The following is a 24,641-nucleotide window of genomic DNA, read 5'->3' as shown; positions in this document are numbered from 1 at the left end:
CGTCGTCTACCCTGAACACATGTCGTTCCTGATCTCGATCCTCGTCATCGCCCTGATGATCGGCGCGCTGATCGACATCATCACCCGCGACGACTCTCAGGTGAAGTTCCTGCCCAAGATGGTCTGGATCATCATCGTCATCCTGCTGCCGCTGATCGGAAGCCTTCTCTGGTTCGGGCTCGGCAGGGAGTACGGCGGCGAGGGCATCGCCATCCCGCGGATGCGACGCGCTCCGCGTGCGGCGCCTGCCGATGTGCGCCCTGCGCCGGCGCCGCCCAGGGACACGCGGACCACCGAGCAGCAGATCGCGGATCTCGACCGCGAGATCGAGGAGTGGCGGCTGCGTCAGGAGATCGAGAAGCGAAGGCGTGAGTCCGACGGTCAGGGCCAGGTCGGCGCATGACCCGGCGTGCGGTGCTCGGCGGGGGCTCGGGCTTTCTCGGCTCCGCCCTCAAGAAGGCTCTCGAGGCGGACGGCTACCAGGTCAGCGTGATCGGGCGGAACGGGCCGGACGCGCGCTGGGATGATCCGCACGCGATCCTGCGTCTCGTCGATGGCGCGGATCTGCTGATCGGACTGGCGGGCAAGGCGATCGACTGCCGCTTCACGGATGCGAATCGCGAGGAGTTCCTGAGCTCGCGCCTGGACACCACACGGGCACTGCACGACGCCGTGGCGAAGGCCGAGAACCCACCGGCCCTCTGGATGAACGCCAGCAGCGCCACCATCTACCGCTATGCGCTCGACCGCGCGCAGACCGAAGCGGACACCGAGTTCGACACCGGCTTCTCGCCGGATGTCGCGCGCGCGTGGGAGGACGAGCTGTTCCGCGGCGAGCTCCCCGGCACGCGACGCGTCGCGATGCGCATCACGATCGTGCTCGGCGACGGTGCCGCGACCGACCTCTTCTTCCGCCTCGCCCGCTGGGGGATCGGCGGCACTCAGCACGACGGATGGTGGTTCCCCCACCGCCGCTACCGGGGGATCGGTCCGCATCCGACCGAACCCGAACAGCCGCTCGGCAAACGGTCGAAAGGGCGCCAGAAGTTCAGCTGGATCCACATCGACGACCTCGTGGGGGCGGTGCGGTTCATCCGCGACGATCCGTCCATCGAGGGGCCGGTCAACTTCTCGGCGCCGACGCAGACCGACAACCGTGGTCTCATGGCGACGCTGCGTCGCGTGGTCGGCATGCCGTTCGGTCTGCCCTCGTGGCGGTTCATGCTCGAGCCGGCGATGTGGGTGCTGCGCAAGGAGCCCGAGCTGGTGCTCAAGAGTCGCTGGGTGGCGCCGGGCGTGCTCTCTTCCGCGGGCTACGAGTTCGCGTATCCCGAGCTGGAACCCGCGCTCCGCGACGTGTGGGAGCAGCGCAGGCGCTGATCAGCGCGCCGCCGCTGCCACGCGTGCATCGACGTTGGCGGGGGAGAGCACTTCGCGCGCGACCAGCACCGCGGCGCCCAGCACGGCGGCGCGCTCTCCGGTCGGGGACTGCACGATCGCGAGATGCTGGGTGGCAAGCGGGATCGAGCGCCGGTAGACGACCTCGCGGACGCCCGCGAGCAGGTGCTCTCCGGCGCGGGCGATGCTGCCGCCGAGCACGATGACCGAGGGGTTCAACAGGTTCACGACGGTGGCGAGCACCTCGCCGACGTCGCGCCCTGCCTGGCGCAGTGCTTCGATCGCTGCGGGGTTGCCGGATCGGACGAGCTCGACCACGTCGTTGCTGGTCTCGGCATCGGCGCCCTGTGCGCGGAGGACGGCCGCGATCGCGCTGCCGCTCGCGAGATCCTCCAGATCACGGTCCTCATCGCTCGTGCGGGGCGAGTCGGGGGAGTGCGGGACGCGCACGTGTCCCATGTCTCCCGCCGAGCCCTGCGCGCCGCGCTGCAGTGTGCCGCCGGCGATGATGCCGGCGCCGATGCCGGTGGCGACCTTGACGAAGATCAGATCGGTGGTCTCGGGAAAGCTCGCGGTCTGCTCGCCCAGGGCGAGGACGTTCACGTCGTTGTCGACGAGCACGGGGACGTCGAAGGTCTGCTGCACGTAGGCGGGGATGTCGAAGCGATCCCACCCCGGCATGATGGGCGGGTTGTAGGGCCGTCCCGAGGAGTGCTCGACAGGGCCGGGTACCCCGATCCCGACGCCGACGACCGGGATCGTCCGCAGGGATGCATCGTCGAGGAGGCCGCGCCCCTCTGCGACCACGTGGTCGAGCACGGCGACCGGTCCGCTCGCGATGTCGAGCGCATGGGTGGTCGAGGCGAGGATGCGGCCGCCGAGGTCGGAGATCGCGACCGTGGCATGCGAGGCGCCGAGGTCGACCGCGAGAACGAGCCCCGCGCGCGGGTTGAAGGCGACGCGCGAGGGCGGGCGCCCGCCCGTCGATGCCGCCTCGCCGGCGGGGATCACGAGCCCGGAGGCGAGGAGGGCGTCCACGCGCGACGAGACGGTGGATCGTGCCAGCCCCGTGAGATGCACGAGGTCGGCCTTGGTGCGGGCATGGCCATCGAGAAGGAGCTGGAAGATCTCGCCGGCCCCGGTCGAGGCGCCCCCGAAACTGCGGTCGGCGTCGCTCATAGGGTCAGTAAACCACAGACCTTTTCGATCTCCGTGGAACGAGATTCGTCGATCGGAAGAAAACTTCTGACGAGAAGGTAGCAAAAGTGTGTCGAGGTGTGTCAGAATCATCGGCATGACAACGGACGTCACTGACACCGGGGTCGGAACGATCCGATCCGGCTTCCTCGGCGGAGGATTCATGGCCCAGGTGCACAGCCGCGCAGCACGCGCAGCTGGTGCCATCACGGCCGTCCTCGCCAGCTCCACTCCCGACCGCGCCGCACAGGCAGCACGGGAACTCGGCATCGATCGCGCCGCGCGCGACATCGACGAGCTCCTCAGCGGCGAGGCCGACATCGTGCACGTCTGCACCCCGAACGCCACGCACACCGCACTCGCCCTGCGCGTGATCGATGCCGGCAAGCACGTGATCTGCGAGAAGCCCCTCGCCACGACCCTCGCCGAGGCGCGGGCGCTCGCCGCCGCTGCTGCCGAGCGGGGAGTCTTGGCCGCCGTACCGTTCGTCTACCGCTACCACCCGATGGTCCGCGAGGCGCGGGCCCGCGTCGCCGCCGGCGAGATCGGCGCGCTGCTCACGGTCGACTGCGGGTACCTGCAGGACTGGATGCTGCTGCCCGAAGACGACGACTGGCGCGCGACCTCGGCCGAAGGAGGTCCTTCGCGGGCGTTCGCCGACATCGGATCGCACCTGTGCGACCTGCTCGAGTTCGTCGCCGGCGAGCGCATCATCCGCCTCACCGCCCGCACCCGGAGGGTGTACGACGAGCGCGGCGGCCACACCGTGACCAACGAGGATGCGGTGTCGATCCTGGTGGAGATGCAGTCGGGCGCCATCGGCACGCTGCTCATCTCGCAGATGGCGGCCGGTCGCAAGAACGCCCTCACGCTCGAGCTGCACGGCGCCCGGTCCAGCATCCGCTTCGACCAGGAGCGTCCGGAGGAGTTGTGGATCGGCAACCGGGCCGGCAACCTGCAGCTGTTCCGCGACCCGGCGCTCGCCCATGAGGGCGTCGCCCGGTTCTCGCGGGTTCCCGCCGGTCACGGGCAGGGCTACCAGGACGCGTTCAACGGCTTCGTCGCCGACGCCTATGCGGCCATCGCCGGTCCGACCCCCGACGGCCTGCCCACGTTCGTCGACGGCGTCCGCGCCGCGCAGCTCACCGAGGCCGTGCTGGTCGCGGCGCGCGAAGAGCGCTGGGTCGACGTCACCCCCGACCAGGTTTGAGCGAGAAGGAATCGACATGACAGACAACTACGACCTGATCATCGTGGGATCCGGCCCCAACGGAGCCGTGATCGCCGCCCAGGTGCACGCACAGAACCCCGAGGCATCGATCCTCGTGCTCGAAGCAGGGCGCGAGATCACCCAGGTGCCGGGGGAGCATCTCGTCGAAGCAGACGAGAGCGCGCTGAACGCCTCCTACGAGGACCTCATGCGCCGCGCACGCCAGATCGAGTACGTCAAGGGTGCCGTCTCGATGAACGAGATCGAAGGCGACGCCTGGCAGGCCGACGTGCCAGGCGTCTTCCCCGCGGCGTTCTTCGGTCACAACTTCGCGGCCTTCCCCGGCGCCTCCGTGGCGTGGAACATCGGGGGCATGGGCGTGCACTGGACGGCGGCCACCCCGTGGCCGTACGCCGAGGAGATCCCCGAGTTCCTGCCGCGTGCGGAGTGGGACGCCGACCTCGAGACCGCGCGCGGACTGCTGCGCACCTCGGTTGGACCGCTCGTGGACAACCCGTTCACGGAGCCGATCTTCGCGGCCATCCGCGAGGCCGTCCCGAGCCCAGACCCTGCGCGCGAATTCGGCTACATGCCGATGGCGGGTGTCGCGCACAGCGACCGTCCGTTCGCTCGGACCGGTCCCCGCGACATCGCGCCGTTCCTCTTCGACGGCAGTGCGCCGAACGTGACCCTCCGCACCGGCATCTTCGTGACACGGCTGGAGAACGACGGCACCCGGGTCACCGGACTCGTCGCGAAGGACGTCGAGACCGGCGCCGAGGTGGTGTACCACGGCGCCCAGATCCTGGTCGCCGCCGACGCGCTGCGCACCCCGCAGCTGCTGTGGGCATCCGGCATCCGTCCCGCCGCTCTCGGCGTGCGCCTGAACGAGCACGCCTCGATCGACGGCGATGTCGAGATCGACGCCGCCCGCCTCGGTCTCGCCGATGCCGAGGTCCCGGTCCCTCCGGCCGGCGAGCCGTTCATCGGCTCCTACTGGAGCCCGTCGATCGGTGCCGCGCGCCCCGCGCACGGTCAGCTCATGGAGCGCGAGTTGGACGGTCGGCATGTGCTCGGCGTCGGCTGGTACTGCGCGACCGAGATCCGCCCGGAGAACAGGATCGAGTTCTCCGACGAGCTCACCGACCAGCTCGGCATGCCGCACATGACCGTGCACTTCTCGTACTCGGAGAACGATCTGGCCGAGATCCGCCGCACGATGGACGTGCAGCGGGCAGCGGCGAACGCGATCGGCACCTTCCAGGACGCCGAGTCCGAGGTGCTCCCCGCCGGGGCATCCCTGCACTACACCGGCACGGTCCGGATGGGCCCGGTCGACGACGGCACGAGCGTCGTCGACACCGACGGCCGCGTCTGGGGCTTCGACAACCTGTTCCTCGCCGGCAACGGCGTGGTTCCCACCGCGTTGACATGCAACGCGACGCTCACGGGAGCGACCCTCTCCGTGCGTATCGCGCGCGCCGTCACCGCCGCACTCTGACCTGCACTACCCGAAGAACACCACTAGGAGATGATCGCGATGCACACATACCCTTCCTCGCGACGCCGGGCGACGATGCTCGGAATCGCGCTTGTCGCGTCCAGCGCACTGCTGCTGACCGGCTGCGGACGCGGCGACGACGCCCCGGCCGCGGGAGGCGACTCGACCACGGTCGACGACAAGCCCGCCACCGGAACGCTCGAGATCTGGACGCAGGGTGCCGACGGCGCCGAGCTTCCCCAGATGTTCGAGAAGTTCAAGGCCGACAACCCCGACGTCGAGATCAACATGACGCAGATCCCCGAGGCCGAGTTCGCGTCGAAGATGACCGCGGCGATCACGGCGGGCACCGTCCCCGACCTCATCTACTCGTTCACCGAGACGCAGTCCTCGCTCATCGCGACCGGCGGATTCGACCCGGTGCCGGACGGACTGGTGGACAAGGACGACTTCTTCGAGGTCATCTGGGACAACTCGGTCTACGACGACGTGGCCTACGGTGTGCCCTGGTACGCGTACTCCGACATGGTGATCTACCGCACCGACCTCGCAGAGGCCGCAGGAGCAGAGGCCCCGAAGGACTGGGACGGGCTGCGCACCTTCGGTGAGAAGCTCAAGGAGTCCGGCGTCGAGTACCCGCTGGCGCTGTACGCCGCCTACGACTCGTACACCGCGCGTCAGCTGCTGACCTTCGCGGCGCAGAACGGCGGCTCCTTCATCTCCGACGACCTCTCGGAGTGGACGATCAACTCGCCCGAGAACGTCGAGGCGCTGGAGTACTGGTCCGGACTCATCAAGGACGGCCTGGCCTCGCCGGATGGCCCCGCCTTCCTCGACACCGTCTCCTGGTCCACCACCGGCAAGAACGCCGCGATCATCGACGGCGGTCCCTGGTTCGTCGGCTGGTTCGACGACGCCAACGGTGAGGGTTGGGCGGATGAGCACCTGTCGCTGTCGACCATGCCGGTCGGCCCCGAGGGCGATGCGGCCACCACGGTCGGCGGCGGCAGCTGGTTCGTGCCGACCGACTCCGAGAACAAGGATGCCGCGTGGAAGTTCGCGCGCTTCATGTCGGAGCCTGCGAGCCAGGTCGAATGGTTCCAGATCTTCAAGAACATGCCGGCTGTGAAGTCCGCATGGGAAGACCCCGCTCTCGCTGACGACCGCCTGCTCGCGACGGTCGAAGCCGGTCTCGAGACCGGTATCACGCTGCCGAAGGTCTCCACCTGGAGCCAGGTGGGCACGGTCATCGGTGAGCAGATGGAGAAGGTCGTCCGCGGCGGACTCTCCGCGCAGGACGCGCTCGACGCGGCACAGCAGCAGGCCGAGTCGATCGGGATGGGCAACTGACACCTGCCATGTCCACCACAGCGACTCGCACCATGGTCACCTCCGGGGCGTCTACCCGACGACGCCCCGGAGGCACCAGGAGGATGCGCGAGGGCAGCAAGGCGGAGACCACCACGGCGTGGCTCTTCCTCTCGCCGTTCCTCGCCCTCTTCCTGCTCTTCACGGGGATCCCCGCCATCCTGGCCATCGGCGCCAGCCTGACCGACATGACCGCGCGGGACATCCGCGATCCGCTGGGAGTCAACTTCACGGGCTTCGACGGCTTCGCGAAGGTCATCACGAACCCCGGCTTCCAGAGCGCGTTCTTCAACACCATCATGTTCGTGGTGCTGTGCGTGCCGATCAGCATGGCGCTCGGCCTCGCGCTGGCCCTCATGCTCAACAACGGCATCCGCCGTCTCAAGACCTTCTTCCGGGCCGCCGTATACGTGCCGGTCATCACCAACATCGTGGCGGCGGCCGTGATCTGGCAGTACGCCTTCTCGATCACCGGTCCGGTCAACTCCTCGCTGGGAGATCTCGGCCTCCCCGAGCCGAACTGGCTCGGGGAGCCGGGGTGGGCCATCACCACGGTCGTGCTCATGGGCGTCTGGCGCACCACGGGAACCTGCATGATCCTGTTCCTCGCGGGTCTGCAGGCCGTGCCGGAGGAGATCTACGAGGCAGCGGCGACGGACGGTGCCGGCACCTGGCGCCGGCTCTGGTCGATCACGCTTCCGCTGCTGCGCCCGACGACGCTGCTGATCACCGTGCTGATGACGGTGTCGTTCCTGAACATCTTCGAGGAGCCGTACCTGCTGACCAAGGGCGGGCCGCTCGGCTCCACCAAATCGATCGCGGTCTGGGTCTACGAGCAGTTCGGATTCGGGAACGTGTCAGCCTCGATGGCCGGATCCGTCCTTCTCCTCCTGCTCGTCGGCATCGTCGCGATCGTCCAGTTCCGAATGCTGAGGCCGAAACATTGAAGACTCTGTCTCCGACGCGTCAGGCGCTGAACTACACAGCCCTCATCGTCGTCACCGTGTTCATGCTCCTTCCCTTCGTCTGGGTGTTCTTCGGATCGTTCAAGACGCAGTCCGAGTTCCTCGGCAACCCCGGCGCGTGGTTCCCCGAGTCGTTCCAGATCGACAACTACATCCAGCTCTTCGCCGACCGCGAGTTCGGCACCTACATGATGAACAGCTTCGTGGTCTCCGGCGTCGCGATCGTGGGCAACGTGCTCTTCAGCGCGATGGCCGGCTACGCCCTGGCGAAGCTGCGCTTCCGGGGGAAGAACGTCGTCTTCCCGCTGGTGATCGTGTCGATGATCGTGCCGTACGTGGCGCTCTTCGTTCCGCAGTTCGTGGTGGTCGTGCAGATGGGACTGGTGAACTCGCTCGTCGCGATCATCCTGCCCGTGCTGATCCTGCCGCTGTGCGTGTTCATCATGCGTCAGTTCGCGCACGGGGTGCCGTTCGAGCTCATGGAGGCCGCGCGCCTGGACGGCGCGGGCGAGGGGCGGCTGTTCTTCCGGATCTTCCTCCCGCTCACCGGTCCGGGACTCGCGACGGTCGCGATCCTGTCTTTCCTCACCTCGTGGAACAACTTCCTCTGGCCCCTCGTCGTGGCCCAGTCGCAGGACACCTACACGGCTCCGGTCGGACTGTCCGTGGCCTCCCAGGCATCCAACACGATCTCCTTCGGACTGCTGCTCGCCGGCGCCGTCGTCGTGCTGCTGCCGATCCTCATCCTCTTCCTCTTCCTCCAGAAGTACTTCATCCAGGGTGTCGCCACCGCGGGGCTGAAGTAGAACCGAACGGAATCGCCATGCAGATGAAAGACCTGAAGTTCGCGCTCAACGCGATCCAGTGGATCAACGTCAAGGAGGACCCGACTGATCTCAGCAGCGCGAGCCTGTGGCGCTTCGCCGATCCCTCGTTCGTCGCCGAGTACCCGCAGGTGCTGGCGGAGATCCGGGATGCCGGCTTCTCAGCCACGATGCTCGAGGTGCTCGACACGCAGACGCTGCAGAACTATGCCGCGATGGTCGAGGCGTCGGGCCTGGCGCTCGCTCCGGGCTACGTGCAGGTGCCGCTCGCGAGTGACCACGGCGGACGGCTGGAGCGCGGCACGTTCGAACGCATCCACTGGTTCGACGCGGTGCGCCGCAAGGCGGAGGAGTCCACCTACTTCGGACTTGACACGATCTTCCTCGCGGCAGAGGTCGACCAGACCGCGATCCGCTGGCAGAAGCCGGCCATCGGCGCCGACTTCTCTCAGGAACGGCTCGACGAGCTGACGGACCTGATCGATGAGGCCGTCGACGTGCTCAACGCCGAGGGCGTGCGCCCCGGTCTGCACAACCACGTGGGGACCTGGATCGAGACCGAGCACGAGTACGAGCACGTGCTGAACAGCATCGACGCCTCGCGCCTGGGAGCGTCCTTCGACATCGGTCACCTGGAGTGGGCGGGCATCGACGCGAAGCTGGCCATCGCGAAGTGGGCGGATCGCGTGCAGGACCTGCACGTGAAGGACCTGAACCTGGACTTGGCGCGACGCAGCCGTGACGAGGGGCTCAGCTACGAGCGGGCGACCGACCTGGGCCTGTACCTCGAGCCGGGTCTCGGCCAGGTCGACATCGTCGACACGCTCTCGGTGCTCCCCGACGACTTCGGCGGGTGGATCATCATCGAGGTGGACAGGGCGAGCATGGATCCGGTGGACAGCGCGAAGCACACCGCCGCCTGGGTCGCCGACGTCACCGGTTCCTGAAAGGACGGAGAACAGCGATGGCGCTGACACAGGATCATTTCTCGCTCAACACGCTGCAGTGGATCACGGTCTCGCTCGGCGAGTCCACGGGGGAGCCGGGGAGCGTGGGATGGGAGTTCGACCTGTCGACCTTCCTGCCCAAGCAGCCCGTCATCCTCGGGCAGGTGGCCGAGGCCGGATACTCCTCGGTCATGCTGGAGGTGCTGCCGACGCAGACGCTGCAGAGCTACGCCCGGGTGGTGGCGGACTCGGGGCTGAGGCTGTCACCGGGCTACGTGCACATCGGGCTCCCCGAGGAGTTCGACCGCCACCACGCGGGCGACACGGAGGCGCACTTCCGCTGGTTCGACGCGATCCGCCGCCGGGCCGAGGAGACGACGTTCATGGGGCTCGACCGGGTGTTCCTGGCCGCCGACATGGCACCGGGACGCCCGCGCATCGACGAGGCCGCGGCGATCGGCCACGCCTTCGACCGGGCACGGCTGGACCGGGTCGCGAACATCATCGGTGAAGCCGCCGAGGTGCTCGCCGCCGAAGGAGTGACCGCCGCGCTGCACAACCACGTCGGCACCTGGGTGGAGACCGAGGAGGAGTACGAGTACGTGCTCGATGCGATCTCACCGAGCCTGCTCGCAGCGGGACCGGACATCGGGCACCTGGCCTGGACCGGCGCAGATGTCGTGGCGTGGGTCGCCGCGCACGCCGACCGCATCTCAGACCTGCACGTGAAGGACATGGACCTGTCGATCGCCGCGGAGGCACGGGCGACGCGCACGCCGTACTTCGATGTGATGAGCCGGCGGTTCTTCCTCGAGCCCGGTCTCGGGGACGTGCCGATCGTCGACGCGCTCGCCGGGTTGCCGGAGTACTTCGACGGTGCTGTGATCATCGAAGTGGACAAACCGAGCATGGAACCGTTCGCCAGCGCGCAGACGAGCTGGGCGTGGATCGCCGAGAACTACCCGGAGGCTGCACGATGACCCGCACGCATCCCGTCACCCTGTTCACGGGGCAGTGGGCCGATCTACCCTTCGAGGAGGTGGCCCGGCTCGCGAGCGAGTGGGGCTACGACGGTCTCGAGGTCGCGGCATCGGGAGACCATCTCGACCTTCAGCGCGCCGACGAGGACGACGCCTATCTGGCATCGCGCAAGGAGATCCTCGACCGTCATGGTCTGAAGATCTTCGCCATCTCGAACCATCTCGCCGGCCAGGCGGTGTGCGATGCGCCGATCGACTTCCGTCACCAGGCGATCCTGCGCGACTACGTGTGGGGCGACGGCGACGCCGAGGGCGTGCGGCAGCGCGCGGCGGACGACATGAAGCGTGCGGCCCGGGTGGCGCGCAAGCTCGACATCGACACGGTCGTGGGCTTCACGGGGTCGTCGATCTGGCCGTACGTGGCCATGTTCCCCCCGGTGCCCGCATCGGTCATCGAGGGTGGTTTCGAGGACTTCGCCGCCCGCTGGAACCCGATCCTCGACGTGTTCGACGGCGAGGGTGTGCGCTTCGCCCACGAGGTGCACCCCGGCGAGATCGCCTACGACTACTGGTCGTCGGTGCGCGCGCTGGAGGCGATCGATCACCGCGAGGCCTTCGGGTTCAACTGGGACCCCTCGCACATGATGTGGCAGAACATCGATCCGGTCGGCTTCATCGTCGACTTCGCCGATCGGATCTACCACGTGGATTGCAAGGACACCCGGATGCGTCCGCAGAACGGCCGCGCCGGCGTGCTGGGCTCGCACCTGCCGTGGGGCGACCCGCGGCGCGGCTGGGACTTCGTGTCGACAGGTCACGGAGACGTGCCATGGGAGGACTCCTTCCGTGCTCTCGATGCGATCGGCTACACCGGCCCCATCTCGATCGAGTGGGAGGACGCGGGCATGGACCGGTTGCACGGTGCCGCAGAAGCCGTCGGATTCGTGCGATCGCTGCTGTGGTCGAAGCCCACGGCGTCGTTCGATGCCGCGTTCAGCAACCAGTAGGCAGGGGTGTTCTGGGAGCACCTGCGAGACCGCTTCACGCGCGAGGCGCTGACCCGCTCGTTCCAGGCGCTGCGCATCCGCGACTACCGCCGGTGGAGCGTCGCGCAGCTGCTGTCTGGCACCGGGGGCGCGGCGTCGCAGATCGCGATGGCCTGGCTCGTGATCGAGCTCGGCGGCGACGGCCTCGCGCTGGGAGCGGTGACGGCGTGCATGATGCTGCCGACGCTGATCCTCGGTCCGTTCATCGGTGGTCTCGTCGACCGATACTCGCGTCGGTCGGTGCTGCTCGTCACCGCGGTCGCGCAGATGCTCGTCGCCGGCGCGCTGGCGGCGCTCACGTTCGGCGGCGTGCTCGAGATCTGGATGCTCGCCGCGCTCTCGCTCGCGCACGGGGTGGCTTTCGCCGCCGACAATCCCGCGCGCCAGCTCCTGGTGATGGACATCGTCGGTCGCGAGCGGATGACGAGTGCCGTGAGCATGAACGAGGTGATCATCAACGGATCCCGAGTGCTGGGCCCCGCGATCGCCGGCATCCTGCTGGTGGTGTCGGACGCGGCCTGGTGCTTCGTGGTGAACGCTCTCGTGTTCATCCCGTCGATCGTCGTGCTGCTGTCCCTCCGGCTGCGCCCGGTCGTTCCCGACGACGCCGCCCTCGATGCCGCCTCCGCGCTCCGAGTACCGGGCGCATGGCGCTTCGCGGTCGGGACACCGGCGATCCGCAGTACGCTGCTGCTCGCCGTGTGCGCTGCTGCCTGTTACAACATCGCCGTCGTGATCCCGCTCATCGTCGTCGATGTGTTCGACGGCGGGGGAGGCACCTACGGCGCGCTCGCCGTGGCGTTCGGGCTCGGTGCCCTGCCCGGCGCATTCTTCTCGGCCACCGGACCGACGATTCCTCGCAGCTCCGAGGTGCGTGGCATGGCGGCGGCGATGGCGGCGGCCGTCGTCTTCTCCGCCGTCTCCTGGTCGTTGCCGATGCTGTTCGTGGGATTGGCCGCGGTCGGCGCGGTCGTGATGTGGTTCATCGCCAGGGCGAACGCGTACGTCATGTTGACCACTCCGGCACCGATCCGTGGACGGATCATGGGCCTGTGGGCGATGGCGCTGCCGGGATCGACCGTCGTGACGGGGCTGCTGGTGGGCTCCCTGGCCGAGGCGACCGACCCTCGCCTGGCCTATGCCGCCGTCGGAATCGTCACGGCGCTGACGGTCGCGGCGTGCTGGCGGGCACTGCGCTCGACCGACTAGTGGTCGCGCAGGCGCACCAGACGTTCGTGCCCCGTCTCCTCGAGCTCTGCCATGTCGTCGCGGGACTTCAGGAAGTCCGAGAAAGAGCGGTAGCCGAGGGCCTTCTCGCTGAACGACGGGTCCATGCGGCGCATGTGCGTCTTGACGGCCGAGCTGTGCAGCCACTCGTCGGCATCACCCTTGTCGTGCCCCAGTCGCAGGGCGCGTTCCAGGAGCTGCGTGGCCTCGCCCTGCTCGTCGAGCTTGGGCGGTGCGGCCTCTGCGGGTGCGGGCTTCGCCTTCGCGCGTGAGCGGCTCTTGGCCTTCGGGGCCTCGGTCGCGGTCTCGGCGGGCGCGGTCGCGGCCTCGACGGGCGCGTCGACGACGGGCGTCGCGACGGTCGCTGGGGCCTTGACCGGACGTACGACTCCCGAGAGGGAGTCGTACGCCTCGAACTCGTCGCACGCGGCGGCGAGGGACTTGGCGGTGGAGCCCGCGACGCCCACGCCGATCACGTAGCGGCCGAGGCGCTTGCAGCGTTGCGCGAGCGGCACGTAGTCGCTGTCGCCGGCGACGATCACCACGTGGGTGAGGTCGGGGAGGCGGAACATGTCTTCCACGGCATCCACGGCCAGCCGGATGTCGGCGCCGTTCTTGGCGTACGCAGCGGCGGGGAACAGCTGCACGAGGTCGACGGCGCGGGCCACCAGCTGGGACCGGTAGACGGCGTTCACCGGGGACGACCAGTCCGCGTAGGCGCGGGTGAGCACCAGGGTGCCGAAGGAGGCGGCGTAGTCGATGATCGCCCCGACCTCGATCATCGCCTGGCTCAGGCGCTCGGCGACCTCGGGGTCGTTCGGCTGCTCCGAGATACGCTGGCGGTCCTTGGCATAGGCGTTGCGGCCGTGCACGCGGTCGTACCAGGAGATGACGATGTTGTCGAAGTCCAGATAGACCGCGACGCGGGAGTCGGTGGGCTCAGCCATTGTCTGCGTCCTCTCCGGGGTAGCGCACGCCGATCTGGCGGCGGATCTCGTCGAGGGTGCCCATGATGGCCACGCTCTCGGCGATCGGGAGGATGTCTCCCTCGAGTCGGCCCTCGCGCACCAGTCGTTCGGCGGCGAGTGCCTCGTACTGCATGCCGCGTCCAGCCGCGTCGGAGGCGGGGCGGCCGTCGAACTCCTCGATCACCTCGCCCTGTGGATCGATCACCCGCACGACGGAGGGCGACCACCAGTACCGTTCGATCTCGATGCGCGCCTCGGTGCCGAGGATGAGGGCCGTGTTGGGGCCCGCTGCACGCGACGACGACAGGCTCGTGGAGACCGCGCCGCCCTCGTGTGTCATGACCGTGGCGACCTCGGCGTCCGCGCCCGTCTCGATCAGACGTGCGACGCTGTGCACCGTGGTGGGGGCGCCCAGGATGTCCCAGATGAACGACAGCGGGTAGATCGCCAGGTCGAGCAGTGCGCCGCCGCCGAGCTCGAGCGCGTTGAGCCGGTGCGTCGGGTCGGAGGGGAGCAGCTGCGTGTGGTCGGCGCTGACCGCGCGGATCTCGCCGAGCGTGCCGGCGGCGATGATCTCGCGGACGCGCACCATGTGCGGCAGGTATCGGGTCCACATGGCCTCGGTCACCAGCAGGCCGCGTTCGGCTGCGAGACGCTGCAGGTCCTCGGCCTCGCCGTGGTTCAGGGTGAAGGCCTTCTCGACCAGCACGTGCTTGCCGTGCTCGAGCGCCAGGCGCGCATTCGCGTGATGCATCGGATGCGGCGTCGAGACGTAGATGATGTCGACGTCGGGATCGGCGACGAGCGCCTCGTAGGACAGATGCGCGTGCGGGATGTCGAAGCGGGCCGCGAAGGCGTCGGCCGACTCCTGGGATCGTGAACCGACCGCCACGAGATCGAGTCCTGCGGTGCGCAGGTCGGATGCGAAGGCGCCGGCGATGCCGCCGGTCGCGAGGATGCCCCAACGAAGACCAGTCATCTCTTCAGCGTAGAGGGTGCGCCCTGTGTGTCGGACTGTTGCGCTGTATGACCTGCGACTTCGGCCTCCTGGCCCTGTGCATCGGCGCGGTTCTACCGTGTCGGGCATGACAGAACCCCTCATCGTGGGCGCCATGGTGCGCACCCTCGGCGCGTATCCCTCCGGCTGGCGACAGGACGGGGCGCACCGCGATCCCGCCGGCGACGCCGACATCCTGCGCCGGGTCGCGCAGGCGGGGGAGGACGCAGGGCTGGACTATCTGTTCTTCGGAGACTGGCTCGCGACGGGACCCGATCTCGAGTTCCGCGATCCGTATCTGCTCGCGCGCATCGACCCGGTGAGCGCCGTGCTCTTCCTCGCCGGGATCACCTCGCGCATCGGCCTCATCGCGACGGTCAACACCACCTATGCCGACCCGTACACGACAGCACGCTCGCTGGCGTCGCTCGACGTGCTCACGCGGGGGCGTGCGGGCGTGAATCTGGTGACCGGCGCGGAGCCGCGCGCCGCAGGCAACCACGGCCGTGATGCCCACGCCGACAACGAGAACCGCTACGACCGCGCGGAGGAGTTCGTCACGGCGCTGCGCCGGCTGTGGGACTCGTGGAGCGAGGACGCCTGGATCGCGGATGCCGCCCGCGGCGTGCTGATCGATCCGGACGGGCTGCGACCCGCGGCGCTGCAGGGCACGCACCTCGGCGTCGCAGGCCCGCTCAACGTCGCGCGGCCCCCTCAGGGGCAGATCCCGATCGTGCACGCCGGCACATCTGCGCGGTCTCGGGCGCTGGCGGCGACCGAGGCGGATCTCGCGCTGATCGCGGCGCCGACGCTGGCCGATGCGATCGAGGTGCGCGGGGTCCTGCGGGCGATCGCCGCGGATGCCGGTCGTGCCCCCGACGCGCTGAAGGTCATCGCACCCGTGCTGCCCGTCGTCGCGGACACCGACGCCGACGCGCATCGCATCGTCGAGCGACTTCTCGCGCTCGTGCCGCTCGCCGAGGGGCATCAGCGCGGCCGCACCGCCTTCCCCTCGAACCGCACGATCGAGGCTCTCGCGGATGCGCTCGACGTCGCGCCGGATGATCCGCTGCGCGCTGCCGCGTTCGACGACGAGGTGACCGCGGACCAGGCCGCACGGCTGGGGGCGACCGGCGCCGCGCTGATCGAGCGGGTGGCGCGCATCGCGGGACTGGGCGTGGCGACGCGTCATCCGCTCACCTGGCGCCACCTCGTCGCCGCGCACGCGGTACCGGCCGCCTTCGTCGTCGGCGGGGCGGCGACCATCGCCGACCACTTCGAGACGTGGCGTGACGAGGGTGGCGCAGACGGGTTCAACGTGCTGTCGGCGTTCCAACCCGCGCAGTTCGAGGCCTTCACCCGTCTCGCCGCCCCGGAGCTGCGCCGCCGAGGGCTGCTCGGTCGCGACGGGGAGACCCTGCGCGAACGGCTCGGCGTCGCAGCTCAGCCGGCGCTGCAGCCCGCGCGTCCATGACGCCCGATGACGTCGTGCGTCGTCGGGTGACGGGCGGCGTCCGAGCGTGACGCGTCGGTCGCGCCGCCCTCACCCCACTCCCTAGCGTGATCCACACCCCGCACATCCACCGTGCACTTCCATCCCTGCATCCCATCCCTCCAGGAGGCCCCCGCATGAACCGCCGCATTGTCCGCGCCGCAGCCGTCGCCCTCCCGCTCGTGATGGCGGCGAGCCTCGCTGCCTGCGCCACCTCTCCCGCACCGGCGAACGCCCCGGCAGAGGCCGGCGACCCGATCACGGGTGGCACGCTCACCTACCTCGAGCACCAGGCGTACACGAACCTCTACCCGCCGCAGGCCGGCTTCTACCCGAACGGCGGCGTGGTCAACAACATCGCCGCACGTCTCACATGGCAGAACCCGGAGTCGCTCGAGATCGAACCGTGGATCGCCACGGACTGGACCGTGAACGACGACGCGACCGAGTACACCTTCAACCTGAAGTCGGACGTGACCTTCTCCGACGGCACTCCGCTCGATGCGGAGGCCGTGAAGAAGAACTTCGACACCTACGGCCTGGGCGACGCCGATCGTGGTCTCACGATCTCCGAGGCGATCAACAACTACGCCAGCAGCGAGGTCATCGACGACGACACCGTGACGTTCCACTTCACGGCTCCGTCGCCCGGCTTCCTGCAGGCGACGTCGACCATCAACTCCGGGCTCCTCTCGCCCGAGACCCTCGACGGCACGATCGAGGACTTCGGCGCCGGGAACGCCGAGGAGATCATCGGCTCCGGTCCCTTCACCGTCACCGACGAGAAGCTGGGCACCGAGTACACGCTGTCCGCGCGTGAGGACTACGACTGGGCGCCGGAGAGCGCGACCAACCAGGGGCGTCCGTACGTCGACGCCGTGCACGTGCTGGTCACCCCGGAGGATTCGGTGCGCATCGGCTCGCTGCTCGCCGGGCAGGCCGACTACGTCCGCTACGTGCAGGCGTTCGACGAGGACCGCGTCGAGAGCGCCGGATTCACCCTCTACGCCCCGCAGACCCGCGGCGTGAACAACTCGATCGCGCTCCGTCCGGAGAACCCGCTGCTCGGCGACATCCGGGTGCGGCAGGCGATCATCGCGGCCGTGAACTCGCAGGAGGTCGTCGACACCCTGTTCACCGAGAACTACCCGGTGGCCACATCGGTGCTGTCGTCGCAGGCGGTCGGATACAAGGACGAGTCGGAGCACTACGTCTACGACCCCGATAAGGCCGCCGAGCTGCTCGATGAGGCGGGTTGGGTCCCCGGATCCGACGGCATCCGCGAGAAGGACGGGGAGCGACTGTCGATCACGGTCTACGAGGCCAAGCCGCAGCCGCTGTCGAAGCAGACCCTGGAGCTGGTCGCGCAGCAGCTGGCGCAGGTCGGCGTCGAGCTCAACGTCAAGCCCGGCGACGCCGGAAGCGCCGCAGAGGACACCCGCGATCCGCTGAAGACCGGTTTCTACCACTCGATGGTCGGCCGCGCCGACCTCGACGTGATCAAGAGCCAGTACTTCACGAAGAACCGCGACGTGCTGATCTCGCAGGACGCGAAGCTCGACGAGCTGCTCCTCGCCGTGGCCTCCGAGCCCGACGCGGACAAGCGCATCGCCGCCTCGCAGGCCGTGCAGGACTACATCGCCGAGCAGGCGTACGTGATCCCGCTGTTCGAGGAGCCGCAGGTCTACGGCGCCGCCACCTACGTGCAGGGCGTCGCCTTCGAGTCGGTGGGTCGTCCGACCTTCTCCGGCGTCTGGCTCGCCGAGCACTGATGCACGGGGATCACCGATGAGTTTCGTCCTCCGACGAGCCGGGCAGGCCGCGATCGTTCTGATCGCGGCCTTCACGGCCACCTTCTTCCTGCTCCAGCTGCTGCCGGGCGATGCGATCCTGATCAAGTTCTCGGATCCGAGCCTCGGCCTGTCGCCGGAGCAGCTCGACAGCATCCGCGCCACCTATGGCGCCGATCTGCCCTGGTGGGAGCAGTACGTGCACGCCGGGCTCGGCTTCCTGGCCGGCGACTTCGGGTACTCGACACAGTTCGGCACCCCGGTGCTCACGATGCTGTCCGAGGCGCTGCCCGCCACACTCCTGCTCGCCTCGCTCGGACTGGTCGTCGCCCTCCTGATCGCGATCCTCATCGCCGGTCTCTCCTCGCTCGCCCCGTTCGCGTGGCTGCGCGACGGTCTGCGGCAGGTGCCCGGCCTGTTCGTGGCCGTGCCGGTGTTCTGGCTCGGCATCCTGCTGATCCAGGTGTTCTCGTTCGGACTCGGCTGGGTGCCGATCGTGGGCGCGGACCCGGTGAGCGGCCTGATCCTGCCGGTGCTGACGCTCGCGGTGCCGATCTCCGCACCGCTCGCCCAGGTGCTGGTCCGTGCGATCGACCAGGTGCAGGCACAGCCGTTCATCACGGTCGTGCGCGCCAAGGGAGCGCCTCCGCTCTGGGTGCTCACCCGGTCGGTGGCCCGCAACGCGACACTGCCCACCCTGACCATCGCCGGTGTGCTGTTCGGCGAACTCGTGGGCGGAGCCGTCGTGACCGAGACGGTGTTCGGGCGCACCGGCATCGGACGCCTCACCGAGCAGGCCGTGTCGAACCAGGACATCCCCGTGCTCCAGGGCGTCGTCCTGCTCTCGGCGCTCGGTTTCGTGCTGATCAGCTTCGCGGTCGACCTCGTCACACCGCTCATCGATCCGCGGCAGCGTCGCGTCACCCGCGTCTCGACGCCCACCTCTCCCGCGAAGACGACCCTCCAGGAGGTGTCGGCATGACCGTCCCCGTGCTCACTCCCCGTCCGACAGCGGACGGCCAGGCCCCCGTGCCCGTCGACACGGCACCGGAGATCCCGCGGAGGGCCAGCCGACTGCGCGGGCGCTCGTGGGGCCTGTATCTCGCGATCGCGGTCGTCTCCCTCGCCGTCCTCTGGGCGCTCATCCCCGGGGTGTTCGCCCCGGGGGACCCACTGACCGGCACGCCCGCAGACAAGCTCCTCCCGCCCAGCGCGGCGCACTGGTTCGGCACGGACACGCTGGGGCGTGACCTGTTCGGCCGGGTCGTGCACGGCGCGGTGCACTCGCTCTCGGGCGCGCTCATCGCCGTCACCGTCGGGCTCGCGCTCGGCACGCTGCTCGGGGCGATCGCCGGCGCGCTGGGCGGAGTCGTCGACGACGTGCTGATGCGGATCGTCGACGTGCTGCTGGCCATTCCCGGGCTGCTGCTCTCGCTGTCGGTGATCATCCTGCTCGGCTTCGGTACCGTCAACGCGGCGATCGCGGTCGGTCTGGGCAGTATCGCGGCCTTCGCCCGACTCATGCGCGCCGAGGTCGCGCGGGTGCGACGAACCGAGTACGTCGAAGCCGCCTACGGCAGCGGCGCCACGTTCCTCACGGTGCTGCGCCGCCACGTGCTCCCGAACTCGCTCACCCCGATCGTCGCGCTCGCCGCCCTGCAGTTCGGCACCGCGATCCTGGCGATCTCGACGCTCGGCTTCCTCGGCTACGGTGCTCCGCCGCCCACTCCCGAGTGGGGACTCCTGATCGCCGACGGCCGCAACTACATCGGGACCGCGTGGTGGCTGACCGCGCTGCCCGGCCTCGTCGTGGTGGCGGTCGTGCTGAGCGCGAACCGCATCAGCCACCGGATCGGAAGGACCGCACGATGAGTGTTCTCACCGTCGACGACCTGCGGGTCTCGTACGCCACCCGCACCGGGCGACGCGACGTCGTGCACGGTGTCTCGTTCGAGATCGGCGAGGGGGAGACCCTGGCCCTGGTGGGGGAGTCGGGCTCGGGCAAGTCCACCACCGCCCACGCCCTGCTCGGGCTGCTGCCGGCCGGCGGGCGCGTCGAGGGTGGCAGTGTGCGCCTGGGCGAACTGGAGATCGCGGGGTGGACGGACCGCGCGCTGCGCAGCATCCGCGGCCCCGAGATCGGCCTGGTTCCGCAGGACCCCACCACCTCGCTCGATCCGGTGCGCCCCATCGGAGCGCAGGTCGAGGAGATCCTCCGGCTGCACGGACACCGCGACCGGCGCTCCCGGCGTGCACGGGCGATCGAGCTGCTCGACCGCGTCGGTATCGACGACCCCGACCTGCGCGCGCGACAGTATCCGCACGAGCTGTCAGGGGGCATGCGCCAGCGGGTGCTGATCGCCACCGCGATAGCCCTGCGGCCACGACTGCTGATCGCCGATGAGCCGACCAGCGCCCTGGACGCGACCGTGCAGCGCCGCGTGCTCGACCTGCTCGACGAACTGCGCCAGGAGGAGGGCACGAGCATCCTGTTGGTCACCCACGACCTGGGCGTCGCGGCCGACCGTGCGCAGCGCCTGGTCGTGCTCAAGGACGGCCGCATCGTCGAACAGGGCGCGAGTGCGGACGTGCTGGCCGCGCCGGGCGACGCCTACACGCGGCAGCTGCTCGCCGATGCCCCGGCCTTCACGACCGGCTTCCGTCGTCCGGAAGCACCGCCGTTCCTGCGGGACGCAGCCGCGGTCGCCGCCGAGAACCCCTATGCGATCGTGGCCGAGGGCCTGGTCAAGGAGTTCTCGATCGCCGGTCGGGAGCGCTTCCGCGCCGTGGACGACGTGTCGTTCCGCGTGCGCCGTGGCACCACGCATGCGCTGGTGGGGGAGTCGGGATCGGGCAAGACGACCACGGCGCGACTCGTGACACGGTTCCACCGGCCGGACGCCGGATCGATCCAGGTCGACGGCGACGATGTGACCGGCGCGTCGGGAAAGCAGCTGCGCGCGCTGCGGCGGCGCATCCAGCTCGTCTATCAGAACCCCTTCGCCTCGCTCGATCCGCGCCAGCAGATCGTCGACATCATCGCCGAACCGCTGCAGAACTTCGGCGTGGGTTCGCGCAAGGAGCGGCAGCAGCGCGCTCTCGCCCTGATCGACCGGGTCGCGCTCCCGACGGATGTCGCACAGCGCACCCCGCGCGAGCTGTCGGGCGGCCAGCGCCAGCGTGTCGCGATCGCCCGCGCCCTCGCGATCGATCCCGAGATCGTGGTGCTCGACGAGGCCGTCTCCGCGCTGGACGTGACGGTGCAGGCTCGCATCCTCGAGCTGCTCACCTCGCTGCAGGACGAGCTCGGACTCACCTACCTGTTCATCTCGCACGACCTCGCCGTCGTACGGAGGATCAGCCACACGGTCTCGGTCATGCGCCGCGGCCGGATCGTCGAAGAAGGGGTCACGGAGGAGCTGTTCCACGCCCCGCAGCACGACTACACCAGGGAGCTGCTCACCGCGGTTCCCGGACGAACGGAGGTCACCAGATGAGCGCACCGTCCATCGCGTTCTTCACGCGCCTGCTCGACGATGCCGCGCCCGCCGAGCGCTACGCCCTCGCGACCGCGCAGATCCAGCACGCCGAGCGCCACGGCATCGGCCGTGCCTGGGTCGCGCAGCATCACTTCCACGCCGCGGAGGGGGGTCTTCCCTCTCCGCTGGTGTTCCTCGCCAACGTCGCGGCGCAGACCTCCCGCATCCGCCTGGGCACCGGGGTGATCACGCTGTCGCTCGAGGACCCGGTGCGGGTCGCGGAGGACGCGACGGTCGCCGATCTGCTCTCGGGCGGACGCCTCGATCTCGGTCTCGGCAGCGGGGGAACCCCCTCGTCGTTCTCGCCCTTCGGGGAGGATGTGCGCCACAAGGCCGTCACCTACGACCGCAAGCTCGGCGTGCTGCTCGACGCTCTGGGCGGACGCGACATCGGCGAGGGCAACGCCCTCTACCCGGACGCCTCCACGCTCGACGAGCGCATCTGGCAGGCGACCTTCTCGGTACCGGGGGGTCATCGCGCCGGCGTGCACGGCCACGGACTGCTGCTCTCGCGCACGCAACCGCGCCCGGCCGACGCCCTGCGGGCACCGCTCTCGGCGCTGCAGGATCCGATCATCGACGCGTACCTCGACGCCCTGCCCGACGGCATCGCTCCGCGGATCACGGCTTCGCGCACGGTCTTCGTCGCCGACGATCGCGCCGCGGCGCTGCGCTACGCCGAGGTCGGACTGCGCCGAGCGGCCGAGGGCTTCCGGCGTCAGGGCCAGACCATCCCCGGCGACGACAGCATCGAGGAACTCATCACCGCGCTGGACACGCACCTGGGTACTCCGGAGCAGGTCGCCGAATCTCTCGCCGCGGATGCCACGCTCGCCCGCGCCACCGAGGTCGCCTTCCAGGTGCACTCGGTGGACGCCCCGCACGAGCAGGTGCTCCGCTCGATCGAGCTCTTCGCCGAACAGGTCGCTCCGGCCCTCGGCTACACCGTGAACCCCACACTCAAGGAGAAGGCATGACACACGACATCGTCGATCAGATCGCGGGGGTGACGCCGGAGCTGGACGCTCTGCGCCGTCGGCGCCCTGTCACGAGGGAGCAGCTGCAGGCGAGCTTCGACGCGCTCTTCCAGCCCGTCTCGGTGGAGCACGTCTCGCAGGAGGAGCGCGAGTTGATCGCGGCCTTCGCGACGAGCCTCGCCGGGAGCACCGATGAGACCGCCGCGTTCTACGCGGACCGGGCGCGGCAGGCAGACTCGGGACGGGCGGGCGTCGTGCTCGCCGAGGCGGCCGCTGCCACCACGAGCGGACCGTTCGGCTCCTACACCGAGCTCGGACTGCAGGACGAGAACACGGAGGGTCAGCGGTACACGCCGTCGGCTGCCGTCACCGCGGCGCTGGGCGAGCGCCTGTCCGCGGCCCTCGCGCACACGCACCTGCTGGTGCTGCGGCCGCGTGAGGCCGCCGGCGCCGACCTCGGGCGTCTGCTGGATGCCGGGTGGTCTGCTGACGGGATCGTCACGCTCTCGCAGCTGGTGTCGTTCCTGGCCTTCCAGCAGCGCGTGGTCACAGGCCTGCGCGTGCTCGCCGCGACCGGTATCGCCGCGGCGGCGACATCCGCAGCAGAGTCCGACGCCGAGGAGGAGGCCGCATGACCGCCGCGCCGACCGCGCTCCTGCACCAGGACGCCCCGCACCCGCACGCCTTCACCCGCGGCGAGGTCGGTTGGACGCCGCACCTGGCCCCGCTCGCCGAGGAGGAGCTGACCGAGCGCCACTACGACGGACTCGTCGACGCCGCGCGTGCGAAGAACGACTACTTCCGGCTGCTCGCCCGCGATCCCGAGGTGCTGAAGGCGCGCACCCTGGTCGATAAGGACATCTTCTACAACGTCGCCGAAGGTCTCCCGCGCGCTGACCGCGAGCTCGCCGCGACGGCGGCATCGCGCCGCAACGGCTGCGTGTTCTGCGCCTCGGTGCACTCGCGCTTCGCGGCGCACTACAGCAAGCGGGTCGACGACGTCGATCTGCTGCTCGACGAGGGTGTGGATGCCGAGCTGGGGGAGCGGTGGAACGCGATCGTCGCGGCCTCCGTCGCGCTCACCGACACTCCCAGCGCGTTCGGCGAGGCCGAGATCGCGCGACTGCGGGCGGTGGGGCTCGACGACCTCGAGATCGCCGACGTCATCCACGGCGCCGCGTTCTTCAACTGGGCCAACCGGCTGATGCTCTCGATCGGTCGCCCGGTCGCCCCGGCCTGACCGGGATGACCTGATCAGATCAGGGGATCAGCACGATCTTTCCCGAGGCGGCGCCGGATTCCACGAGTTCGTGGGCCTGCGCCGCTTCGGCGAGAGGCAGTTCGGGGCCGAGTTCGATCGTGAAGTCGCCGGACGCGAGCAGGGCGATCGTCGCCGGCAGCGCCTCGGCGCGCCAGGCGAGCTCCTCGTCGGTCAACGGGGCCGGCGATCCCCCGGAGAAGGCGCGGATGCCGAACGATGCGGCGTCCGGCCCCCGTACGATCGTCGCGATGCGGTCGCGGTCGGCGACGAGTGCCAGCGAGGTCTCGATCGCCTCGTCCGTGCCTGCGCAGTCCAGCGCCACGGTGACGTCCTCGGGGGCGGCTGCGCGCACGCGCTCGAGCAGGCCATCGCCGTAGGCGACCGGGATCGCTCCGAGTTCGCGCAGCTGGTCGTGGCGGACGGGGCTGGCGGTCGCGATCACGGTCGCTCCCCACGCGACCGCGAACTGCACGGCTGCCTGCCCGACGGATCCGGAGCCGCCATGCACGAGCAGCACATCACCGGCGGTGACGGCGAGCGAGCGCAGCGCCTGGTATGCGGTGCCGGCCGGGATGCCGATACCGGCACCCTCAGCGGCGGTGACGGAATCGGGGAGGGACGCGAGGTTCGCGACCGGGACGAGCAGCAGGTCGGCGTACGTGCCGACCGTGTCGCGGATCGCGACGCGGTCGCCCACGGCGTGGTCCTCCACACCGGGCCCGATCGAATCGATCACGCCGGCGCCGTCGAAGCCGACCGGTCGGGGCTCGGTGATCGGCGGTGAGGGGCGCTTGCCCCCACGGATCTTGGCATCGATCGGGTTGACCCCCGCGGCCTCGATGCGCACCACGACCTCGCCGTCTCCGGCAACGGGATCGGGCACCTCGCTGAGGTGCAGGACGTCGGGGGAGCCGATTTCGGTGTAGACGATCGCGCGAGCCATGCTGCCAGGCT

Annotated in this window: 23 protein-coding genes; 19 read left to right on the top strand and 4 right to left on the bottom strand. The window is 69.5% G+C overall.

The window, feature by feature from the left end; all coding sequences use genetic code 11:
* The first annotated feature begins 19 nt into the window (after positions 1 to 19).
* Together ACIOVG_RS15595 and ACIOVG_RS15590 are read left to right on the top strand one after the other, a co-directional pair.
* Complete coding sequence (locus tag ACIOVG_RS15595) at positions 20 to 403, top strand: PLDc N-terminal domain-containing protein (RefSeq protein ID WP_400875375.1); 384 nt, start codon at positions 20 to 22, stop codon at positions 401 to 403.
* Positions 400 to 1,380: an epimerase gene (locus ACIOVG_RS15590; protein WP_400875372.1), complete on the top strand. Its 981-nt coding sequence runs from the start codon at positions 400 to 402 to the stop codon at positions 1,378 to 1,380. Before ACIOVG_RS15595 ends, ACIOVG_RS15590 begins: the two co-directional genes overlap by 4 nt.
* Here ACIOVG_RS15590 and ACIOVG_RS15585 read toward each other — a convergent pair whose 3' ends face one another.
* Entirely contained in the window at positions 1,381 to 2,577 is a 1,197-nt protein-coding gene (locus ACIOVG_RS15585; protein ID WP_400875370.1) for an ROK family protein, read from the bottom strand. It abuts the gene before it with no gap.
* Positions 2,578 to 2,692: 115 nt separating this feature from the next.
* Between ACIOVG_RS15585 and ACIOVG_RS15580 the strand changes: the two genes are divergently transcribed.
* From ACIOVG_RS15580 to ACIOVG_RS15540, 9 genes are read left to right on the top strand one after another with little or no spacing between them, the layout of a single operon-like run.
* Entirely contained in the window at positions 2,693 to 3,805 is a 1,113-nt protein-coding gene (locus ACIOVG_RS15580; protein ID WP_400875368.1) for a Gfo/Idh/MocA family protein, read from the top strand.
* Between the two features lie 16 nt (positions 3,806 to 3,821).
* The gene (locus ACIOVG_RS15575; protein ID WP_400875365.1) at positions 3,822 to 5,306 is read left to right on the top strand and encodes a GMC oxidoreductase; all 1,485 of its coding nucleotides are present in this window, start codon (positions 3,822 to 3,824) and stop codon (positions 5,304 to 5,306) included.
* Positions 5,307 to 5,345: 39 nt separating this feature from the next.
* Positions 5,346 to 6,656: an extracellular solute-binding protein gene (locus ACIOVG_RS15570; RefSeq protein WP_247630839.1), complete on the top strand. Its 1,311-nt coding sequence runs from the start codon at positions 5,346 to 5,348 to the stop codon at positions 6,654 to 6,656.
* 8 nt (positions 6,657 to 6,664) lie between these two features.
* Entirely contained in the window at positions 6,665 to 7,621 is a 957-nt protein-coding gene (locus ACIOVG_RS15565; protein WP_247630838.1) for a carbohydrate ABC transporter permease, read from the top strand.
* Positions 7,618 to 8,445, top strand: a complete 828-nt coding sequence (locus tag ACIOVG_RS15560; RefSeq protein WP_400875360.1) for a carbohydrate ABC transporter permease — start codon at positions 7,618 to 7,620, stop codon at positions 8,443 to 8,445. The genes ACIOVG_RS15565 and ACIOVG_RS15560 overlap by 4 nt, the downstream gene beginning before the upstream one ends.
* Positions 8,446 to 8,462: 17 nt before the next feature.
* The gene (locus ACIOVG_RS15555) at positions 8,463 to 9,410 is read left to right on the top strand and encodes a sugar phosphate isomerase/epimerase family protein (RefSeq protein ID WP_400875357.1); all 948 of its coding nucleotides are present in this window, start codon (positions 8,463 to 8,465) and stop codon (positions 9,408 to 9,410) included.
* A 17-nt stretch (positions 9,411 to 9,427) separates the two neighbouring features.
* Entirely contained in the window at positions 9,428 to 10,390 is a 963-nt protein-coding gene (locus tag ACIOVG_RS15550) for a sugar phosphate isomerase/epimerase family protein (protein WP_400875354.1), read from the top strand.
* On the top strand, positions 10,387 to 11,397 hold the full coding sequence (locus tag ACIOVG_RS15545; protein WP_400875351.1) for a sugar phosphate isomerase/epimerase family protein: 1,011 nt from the start codon (positions 10,387 to 10,389) through the stop codon (positions 11,395 to 11,397). Before ACIOVG_RS15550 ends, ACIOVG_RS15545 begins: the two co-directional genes overlap by 4 nt.
* Positions 11,398 to 11,403: 6 nt before the next feature.
* Positions 11,404 to 12,645, top strand: coding sequence for an MFS transporter (locus tag ACIOVG_RS15540; protein ID WP_400875349.1), 1,242 nt, complete (start codon positions 11,404 to 11,406; stop codon positions 12,643 to 12,645).
* On the opposite strand, the gene ACIOVG_RS15535 is transcribed toward ACIOVG_RS15540, so the two are convergent.
* Positions 12,642 to 13,610 carry an NYN domain-containing protein gene (locus ACIOVG_RS15535; RefSeq protein WP_400875347.1) on the bottom strand — a complete coding sequence of 323 codons (969 nt, stop codon included), beginning with the start codon at positions 13,608 to 13,610 and terminating at the stop codon, positions 12,642 to 12,644. The two genes, ACIOVG_RS15540 and ACIOVG_RS15535, sit on opposite strands and share 4 nt — an antisense overlap.
* The gene (locus tag ACIOVG_RS15530) at positions 13,603 to 14,610 is read right to left on the bottom strand and encodes a Gfo/Idh/MocA family protein (RefSeq protein ID WP_400875345.1); all 1,008 of its coding nucleotides are present in this window, start codon (positions 14,608 to 14,610) and stop codon (positions 13,603 to 13,605) included. The genes ACIOVG_RS15535 and ACIOVG_RS15530 overlap by 8 nt, the downstream gene beginning before the upstream one ends.
* 106 nt (positions 14,611 to 14,716) lie before the next feature.
* On the opposite strand from ACIOVG_RS15530, the gene ACIOVG_RS15525 reads away from it, so the two are divergent.
* The 8 genes from ACIOVG_RS15525 (at position 14,717) to ACIOVG_RS15490 (ending at position 23,666) form a co-directional block, all read left to right on the top strand.
* A complete protein-coding gene (locus ACIOVG_RS15525; RefSeq protein ID WP_400875343.1) occupies positions 14,717 to 16,102 on the top strand; it encodes an NtaA/DmoA family FMN-dependent monooxygenase in 1,386 nt (461 codons plus the stop codon).
* A 155-nt stretch (positions 16,103 to 16,257) separates the two neighbouring features.
* Positions 16,258 to 17,892: a TIGR04028 family ABC transporter substrate-binding protein gene (locus ACIOVG_RS15520; protein WP_400875341.1), complete on the top strand. Its 1,635-nt coding sequence runs from the start codon at positions 16,258 to 16,260 to the stop codon at positions 17,890 to 17,892.
* A 16-nt stretch (positions 17,893 to 17,908) separates the two neighbouring features.
* Positions 17,909 to 18,892, top strand: coding sequence for an ABC transporter permease (locus ACIOVG_RS15515; RefSeq protein ID WP_400875339.1), 984 nt, complete (start codon positions 17,909 to 17,911; stop codon positions 18,890 to 18,892).
* Positions 18,889 to 19,782 (top strand): ABC transporter permease, encoded by an 894-nt coding sequence (locus ACIOVG_RS15510; RefSeq protein WP_400875337.1) that lies wholly within the window; start codon positions 18,889 to 18,891, stop codon positions 19,780 to 19,782. The genes ACIOVG_RS15515 and ACIOVG_RS15510 overlap by 4 nt, the downstream gene beginning before the upstream one ends.
* Entirely contained in the window at positions 19,779 to 21,407 is a 1,629-nt protein-coding gene (locus ACIOVG_RS15505; protein WP_400875335.1) for a dipeptide ABC transporter ATP-binding protein, read from the top strand. The genes ACIOVG_RS15510 and ACIOVG_RS15505 overlap by 4 nt, the downstream gene beginning before the upstream one ends.
* Entirely contained in the window at positions 21,404 to 22,426 is a 1,023-nt protein-coding gene (locus tag ACIOVG_RS15500) for a putative FMN-dependent luciferase-like monooxygenase (protein WP_400875332.1), read from the top strand. The genes ACIOVG_RS15505 and ACIOVG_RS15500 overlap by 4 nt, the downstream gene beginning before the upstream one ends.
* Positions 22,423 to 23,061, top strand: a complete 639-nt coding sequence (locus ACIOVG_RS15495; RefSeq protein ID WP_400875329.1) for a CMD domain protein — start codon at positions 22,423 to 22,425, stop codon at positions 23,059 to 23,061. Before ACIOVG_RS15500 ends, ACIOVG_RS15495 begins: the two co-directional genes overlap by 4 nt.
* Complete coding sequence (locus tag ACIOVG_RS15490) at positions 23,058 to 23,666, top strand: alkylhydroperoxidase domain protein (protein ID WP_400875325.1); 609 nt, start codon at positions 23,058 to 23,060, stop codon at positions 23,664 to 23,666. Before ACIOVG_RS15495 ends, ACIOVG_RS15490 begins: the two co-directional genes overlap by 4 nt.
* 19 nt (positions 23,667 to 23,685) lie before the next feature.
* Here ACIOVG_RS15490 and ACIOVG_RS15485 read toward each other — a convergent pair whose 3' ends face one another.
* On the bottom strand, positions 23,686 to 24,630 hold the full coding sequence (locus ACIOVG_RS15485) for a zinc-binding alcohol dehydrogenase family protein (protein ID WP_400875322.1): 945 nt from the start codon (positions 24,628 to 24,630) through the stop codon (positions 23,686 to 23,688).
* Positions 24,631 to 24,641 lie beyond the last annotated feature (11 nt).

It is taken from the genome of Microbacterium sp. NPDC087591, assembly GCF_044743625.1.
In the GTDB taxonomy this organism is placed as follows: domain Bacteria; phylum Actinomycetota; class Actinomycetes; order Actinomycetales; family Microbacteriaceae; genus Microbacterium.
Note: the sequence above shows the minus strand (reverse complement) of the source record. Positions and strands in the feature narration are given on the sequence as shown.